Below are 6828 nucleotides of genomic sequence, written 5' to 3' on the forward strand. Positions count from 1 at the left end.
CAATTTAAAAATAGTTAAAAATAAAAATGAAGAGAATATTATTAGCAGCGGCCTTATTATTAATGAGCGCCGGAGCATTTGCCCAGATCGAGGCGCCTGTTACATGGTCCTATGGAGCAAAAAAGATCAGCAGTACCGAAGCCGTTGTATTTTTGAGGGCTACCATAAAGGATGGCTGGCACATTTATTCGCAAACCGTAAAAGACGGCGGCCCTATCAAAACTTCGTTTACTTTTTTGCCTTCAAAAGAATATAGCCTCATTGGGCAGACAACTGAGCCAACACCGGAAACCAAATACGAAACTTCCTTCAGCATGAATGTGAGCTATTTTGAAAAATCAGTTACGTTTCAGCAAAAGATCAAACTAAAATCTACCAATGTTTCGGTTGTTAAAGGGAAACTTGAATACATGACCTGCAATGACAAAAAATGCCTCCCACCAGACGATATTGATTTTTCAATCCCTTTAGCTAAATAAGCGAAGTAAGCAATGACATATTCCATCAATCGCAATTATTTAAGGGCTGCTTTTACCCTGCTTGTTTTATTTGTAGTTTTAATTTCGGGCGTTACTCCTGCCAGTGCATTCCAGGGAAAAAAAGCTGATACAGTTTCAACCAGCGATGTACAGTTTACTACAATCCCAACAGCTGCTGATAGTTTTGCTGCCAGGAAGAAACAGGCTGACACTGTAAAAAAATCAAACGGCGCGGTAAAAACCACCGCAGCTGCAAATGATAAGCCCAAAACACTTTGGGAAATTTTTATAGCAGGTTTTTTAGGTGGGTTTGCTGCTTTTCTGCTGCCATGTGTTTATCCAATGTTGCCGCTAACAGTAAGCTTTTTCACAAAAAAAGGCGGCACCAGAGCTAAAGCCATATACCAATCATTGTTGTATGGGTTGTCCATTATATTTATTTATGTTGTTTTTGGCTTAATTATAACGATAGCCTTTGGGCCGGCCGCATTAAATGGATTGGCCACCAACGGGATATTTAATTTTTGCTTCTTTTTATTGCTGATTGTTTTTGGGATATCTTTTCTTGGGGCGTTTGAAATTACCCTTCCCAGCTCATTTGCAAATAAACTTGATGCCAATTCTGATAGAGGCGGGCTTGTGGGTATATTCTTTATGGCATCTACGCTTGTGGTGGTTTCATTCTCATGTACCGGGCCGGCAATTGGTTTTGTGCTGGTAGATGCTGTCAGTAAAGGCGAAAGACTAGCTCCGGCGGTAGTGATGTTAGGTTTTTCATTAGCCATAGCATTGCCATTTACGTTATTTGCTATGTTCCCATCGTTGTTAAAAAGTTTGCCTAAATCTGGTGGCTGGCTAAACAGCGTTAAAGTAATCCTTGGTTTTATTGAAATAGCTTTCGCTTTAAAATTTTTATCAAATGTCGACCTGGCCTATCACTGGAACTGGTTCGACCGCGAAATCTTCTTGTCGTTATGGATTGCCATCGGGATCTTAATGGCATTATATCTGATAGGGAAAATCAAATTTGCTCATGACAGTGAGGTATCCCACCTGTCTGTTCCGCGAACATTTATATCAATCATTGTGTTTGCCTTTGTAATTTATATGATCCCTGGTTTATGGGGTGCGCCTTTAAAATCGATCAGCGCCCTTTTGCCGCCTCTGAGCACGCAGGATTTCGATCTTTCGGGCGGGGTTGGGGCAACCAGTCCAACTGCTGCCAATCTTTCATCCGTAAAACCTAAAAAATATGAAGATATTTTCAAGCGTTTGCCAAAGGTAAAAGGGATTGACGATTGGTACGATTATGACCAGGCAATTGAGGTAGCAAAACAGTTGCATAAACCAATAATGATTGATTTTACCGGATGGAACTGTGTAAACTGCCGCAAAATGGAGTCGAATGTATTGCCCAACCCGGAAGTGTTGCATCGCCTGCAAAATAATTTTGTGGTTCTTCAACTGGTAATTGACGACAAGACTGAACTGCCAACGGCAGATCAAACCAAATCAACTTTTAATGGTAAGGCCATTACTACTTTAGGGGCTAAATGGATAGATCTTGAAATAACGAAATACAATTCAAACGCACAGCCGTTTTACGTAATTATTAATGAAAAAGGGGAGGCTCTTGTACCGCCACGAGGTTCCAGTAGTATTGATGACTTTGTCAAATACCTGGATAGCGGTATAGCGGCTTACAAAAAAGAGTAGAATTTCCCGTATAGCGATGGGTTTCAAACCCATCGCTATGAATAAAAACTATCATTTCAAACTTTGCTTTATTTCTTTCAACTCGTCGCTGAAAGATTTGCTCTTATGATGCTTTTCCTGGTTATAAATATAACTACGGACTTTTTTCACCTGGTCCGGGCTAACGCTGAATGCCGCAAACCCATCCTGCCAGGTAACATATTTTTCGGGATCCTCTTTAAAGTGTTCCCATGAATTCCCCTTTATTGTTTTAACAATATCTGCAACTGATTGATCCGTACGAAGCCGCACCAACAGATGTACATGGTCTTCAATCCCATTGATACAATCCAGATAAATTTCATAATCATTTGCGATATCATTAATTACTGAATAGACTTCAGCTTTTAGTACAGGAGTGAGTATTGGCTCACGGTTCTTGGTCGACCATATAAGGTGTACCCATATTGACGAATAACTTTGAGGCATAGTGGTAAAATTTAAGTTGTAAAGTCAAATATAATTATATCTCAGTAAATTAAGAAGCTGTATTGGTTTCCAGTCATAGCGATGGGTTTGAAACCCATCGCTATGAGAAAACCCCATGCCAATAAACCAGTTGCCATATATAATCAACCCCAATTATAATCTCACCTAATAATTTTTCTCCCGAAAAATTAGTGTAAATTCGCGCAATTTTATAAAGCACTAATCAATGGCGGCTACTGTTGTAATGGTATCGCTTGTAACTATTTAAACGCCAAACTTCGGTTTGAAAAAAATGACGCAAATTAAAAACATAGGACTTTTTACATCAGGTGGTGATGCGCCGGGGATGAACGCCGCCATCAGGGCAGTGGTACGGTCGGCAATTTATTACGGGATAGGGGTTACAGGTATCCGCAGGGGATACGAAGGGATGATCAAAGGCGATATGTTCCCGATGGACCGTAAATCGGTTTCAAATATCATAGGGCGCGGGGGAACCATTTTAAAAACAGCCCGCAGCGAACAATTCAGAACAAAAGAGGGTCGCAAATCAGCATACGAGCAGCTAAAAAAGAATAACATTGATGCTTTGGTGGCCATTGGCGGCGACGGCACTTTTACAGGTGCGCGTATTTTTGGCGATGAGTTTGATATCCCCGTGGTTGGCTTGCCGGGTACTATTGATAACGACCTTTGCGGTACTGATTTCACCATTGGGTACGATACCGCCATTAATACGGTAATTGACGCGGTTGATAAAATAAGGGACACGGCAGAATCGCACGACAGACTGTTTATTGTCGAGGTGATGGGGCGCGACTCAGGGCTAATCGCACTGCGCACCGGGATAGCTGCCGGAGCGGAAACCATTCTGATCCCGGAAAGCAAGACGGACATCAATGCTGTGTTTGAGCGCCTTGAAAGCGGTAGAAAAGATAAATCATCTAAAATTATTATGCTGGCCGAAAACGGTAAGGACGGCGATGCGTTTGAGGTTGGCCGGCAGATAAAAGAAAAATTCCCGAACTATGATACCCGGGTATCCATACTGGGCCATATCCAGCGCGGCGGAAGGCCAAGTTGTATGGACCGTGTGCTGGCCAGCCGTGTAGGTGTTGCAGCTGTTGAAGCCTTACGAAACGGGCACCGCAACGAAATGATCGGCCTTATTCATAACGAGATCGCATATACACCATTTGAACATGCTATAAAGCATAATATTGAAATTAATCCCGATTTTTTAAAGATTGTAGAGATATTGTCAATATAAGCACAGTCAGTAACAAGCTTAAAACACCAACAAAAAAGGGGCAAATGCCCCTTTTTTGTTGGTATAACGTTTCGTTAATCAAACTGGCATTCACATTAATTGCTGCTTTTTAACTGGGTGTATTCTTTTGATTGCCTGTCGTCCAGGGGGATCTTTTGAAATTCTTCATAACAGCCGTTGAGATAGGCTACCAGGTTAAATGTTTCGCCGTAAAAAGTACCAGGGTCAGGCATATAAAGGATGATAAAATTTTGCATCTCCTGCCCGGTTATGGGCAAATATTTTTTCAGGTAGTCGGCATTGAAAACTTTCAGGATCCCTTGTTTCTGTTTTTCTTTATCACTTACGGCCTTTTCGCGCTGTTTTTGGGTTGGCCCGCCGTCAAAAACGCGCAGCTTAACCCCGCCTTTATAATCGCCATTGGCATCTGTTTGATAAGTCACACTTTGGCTGTTGAGCGGCCCCCGTTCAACCTGCGGGGCAAATCCGGCGTTTCCTTTTATTTCCTGGTTGGTTACCTTAACTTCATCCAGCATGTTTTGCCTTAAGTCCAGAAAAACCTGCATATATTTTAAATTGGCCACGTAAACCGTATCGGGTTTATAACTAAAAACCGAAAAGCAGATCACGTCGCCAACGGCGGCCTTAATGGTAAAGCTACCATCCTTGCCGGTCATGGTCATGGTATGTGTTTTCAGGTCCTCAACCTTTACGCCCTGTAAAAAAACATTGGTTTTGTTTTCATATACGCGGCCCGAAAGCTCTTCCTGGGCAAAGGTTGTTTTTACAAAAAAGAAACTGCACAATGCTACAAGCAGCAGGTATTTCATATGCTATATTAATTTATTTGATTCTTAATTCTATCATTATTAACGCTTAACGCGTTTTTTATTGTTTGTCAAAAATGAGGATTATTTTTCTTTTTGCCTAAAGGTGATATGCTCAGCGCATTCAAGGTTGCCCTGGCTGCCGCTATTAAACATATTGTTCCACCCGAACCTTCATAGTCAATGTAAAAAAATATTCTGGAAGCGTGATAGAAAACAACTTGCCCTATGGCGTCCTGAATTTATCTTTAGAGGGCCCTTCCATAAAGGATTGATCAACGATCAGGCGGATCACTTCGTCAATTTCTTTGCCTACCACAAGCAGGTGTTCAATGATCTCCCTATTATCCGGATTGAAGAAATTTTCCCTGTCCATAATATTGATCAGGCCAAGCATACTCGCCACAGGCCGCCGTAATTCATGCGAAGTTACCGAGGCAATGTTCCGTAAACGTTCATTTTGGTCAACCATGGCTTTTTCAGTTGCCAGCCAGGCAGTTATGTCACGGGCAAAGCAGCCAACGCCGGTAATATCGCCTTTGATTTTGTAAATAGGATTAAAACTTACCTCAAAACTGTGCTGGTTTTGGGTAATCGGGTCAACACTTTCGGTAATGACGGTATATCGCTCACCTTCAAGGGCACGGTGGTAATACTGGCTCCATCTTTCCACATCGCCCTCATTAAAGCCCGGATGCAGGTTAGTATAGTCGCCGTCCTTAGGCTCAGTGCCGGTTAATTGAGAGATAAGCTGGCGATAGGCCCTGTTCATATAAACATACCGCATTTCCTTATCAACCGACCAAATCTGGTCCTCGGTATTGTTGATTAGTGCCTCCAGGTTGCTTTTTGTCCAGATCAATTCTTCCTGAAAACGCATTTTTTCAGAAGCATCCGTCGCCGACACTACCCTGCAGGCCAGGTTTTCGAACCGGGTATTGTAGCTCGTCAGTTCTACAAAAATATGATTGCCATTTTTATCTTCGTGGGTCCAGATGCCTCCATAGTTAATCCCCTGCAGTACCGCAAGGTCGATGCCCTTTTTTCTTAGCGTTTTGTAGAGTTTTTCCTGATCCGCCTGCGGATGCAGTTCGTTTGCTTTTAGTAAAAGGAATTCCGTCTCTGAATAGCCGTACTTATCCGTTGCTGCTTTGTTTACTTTTAATATCCGCAGGGATGACAGATCATAGATCCACATGGGCTGCGGATTATCATCAAAAAGAAAGCTGAGGTCGGTTAGCTGCATACTATGTGTTAAGCACTCCGGCTGTTATCATAAAGGTAGTTATATTGTAGCGATATCTGTTATTGATCAGCGGTCGGGGATCAGCGATTACAAAAAACGCTTTCCCGGCAATTAACGCCTCCTGTTCAAAGGCCACTTTATATCAGTTAGTAGTAATCGCTATCATTTTTGCGATAATACTCATATCTGACGGCTTTTTAAAGGAAAAGTTTTCATTTAGTCGGGAAAGACCGAAAGCCGGGAAAGTCCGGAAGTTATAAAAAGCTAATAAGTATCTCAAAACAACCAGAAAATCAACCATTTCCTATTCTCTTTCAGTCTTTTCTGACTTTCCCGACTTTCGGACTACAAACCCTTTTTATTTTGAAAAATAATTTTTACCTTTGCATCCCCGCTGAAAGAACTCCGGGGACATGTTGAATACATAAAATAAAAAAATGGCAACTAAGATCAGACTGCAAAGACACGGTAAAAAAGGAAAACCTTTTTACTACATCGTGGTAGCGGATGCACACGCACCAAGGGACGGACGTTTTATTGAGCGTTTAGGTTCATACAACCCTAACACCAACCCTGCAACAATCGACATTAATTTTGATAAAACCCTTGATTGGGTAAACAATGGCGCACAGCCAACAGATACCTGCCGTGCCATATTATCATACAAGGGTGTTTTATATAAAAAACACTTACAGGGCGGCCTTAAAAAAGGCGCTTTAACTGCCGAGCAGGTGGAAGAGAAATTCCAGAACTGGCTTGACCACAAGGATGACAAGATCACCGGCAAAAAAACCAATTTGGTTTCAGCAAAAGACGAGGCAC

The 6828-nt window shown here is 42.0% G+C and carries 7 protein-coding genes; 4 read left to right on the top strand and 3 right to left on the bottom strand.

Features of this window, described 5'->3' with window-relative positions; translation table 11 throughout:
• The first annotated feature begins 26 nt into the window (after positions 1–26).
• Both QZY09_RS11430 and QZY09_RS11435 read left to right on the top strand, forming a co-directional pair.
• Positions 27–479 carry a protein-disulfide reductase DsbD domain-containing protein gene (locus QZY09_RS11430; RefSeq protein WP_295672477.1) on the top strand — a complete coding sequence of 151 codons (453 nt, stop codon included), beginning with the start codon at positions 27–29 and terminating at the stop codon, positions 477–479.
• Positions 480–491: 12 nt separating this feature from the next.
• The gene (locus QZY09_RS11435; RefSeq protein WP_295672479.1) at positions 492–2195 is read left to right on the top strand and encodes a cytochrome c biogenesis protein CcdA; all 1704 of its coding nucleotides are present in this window, start codon (positions 492–494) and stop codon (positions 2193–2195) included.
• A gap of 51 nt (positions 2196–2246) precedes the next feature.
• On the opposite strand, the gene tnpA is transcribed toward QZY09_RS11435, so the two are convergent.
• Positions 2247–2663, bottom strand: a complete 417-nt coding sequence (gene tnpA / locus QZY09_RS11440; RefSeq protein WP_295672481.1) for an IS200/IS605 family transposase — start codon at positions 2661–2663, stop codon at positions 2247–2249.
• A 292-nt stretch (positions 2664–2955) separates the two neighbouring features.
• Between tnpA and pfkA the strand changes: the two genes are divergently transcribed.
• The gene (gene pfkA / locus QZY09_RS11445) at positions 2956–3933 is read left to right on the top strand and encodes a 6-phosphofructokinase (protein ID WP_295672483.1); all 978 of its coding nucleotides are present in this window, start codon (positions 2956–2958) and stop codon (positions 3931–3933) included.
• Positions 3934–4028: 95 nt separating this feature from the next.
• Here the strand turns inward: pfkA and QZY09_RS11450 are convergent, their stop codons facing one another.
• On the bottom strand, positions 4029–4763 hold the full coding sequence (locus QZY09_RS11450) for a carboxypeptidase-like regulatory domain-containing protein (RefSeq protein WP_295672485.1): 735 nt from the start codon (positions 4761–4763) through the stop codon (positions 4029–4031).
• A 223-nt stretch (positions 4764–4986) separates the two neighbouring features.
• Entirely contained in the window at positions 4987–6006 is a 1020-nt protein-coding gene (locus tag QZY09_RS11455) for a PAS domain S-box protein (protein ID WP_295672487.1), read from the bottom strand.
• A gap of 437 nt (positions 6007–6443) precedes the next feature.
• On the opposite strand from QZY09_RS11455, the gene QZY09_RS11460 reads away from it, so the two are divergent.
• A partial coding sequence (locus QZY09_RS11460; RefSeq protein WP_295672489.1) for a 30S ribosomal protein S16 occupies positions 6444–6828 on the top strand: 385 nt, incomplete at its 3' end.

The sequence above is a fragment of the uncultured Mucilaginibacter sp. genome (assembly GCF_903913935.1).
Classification (GTDB): Bacteria; Bacteroidota; Bacteroidia; order Sphingobacteriales; family Sphingobacteriaceae; genus Mucilaginibacter.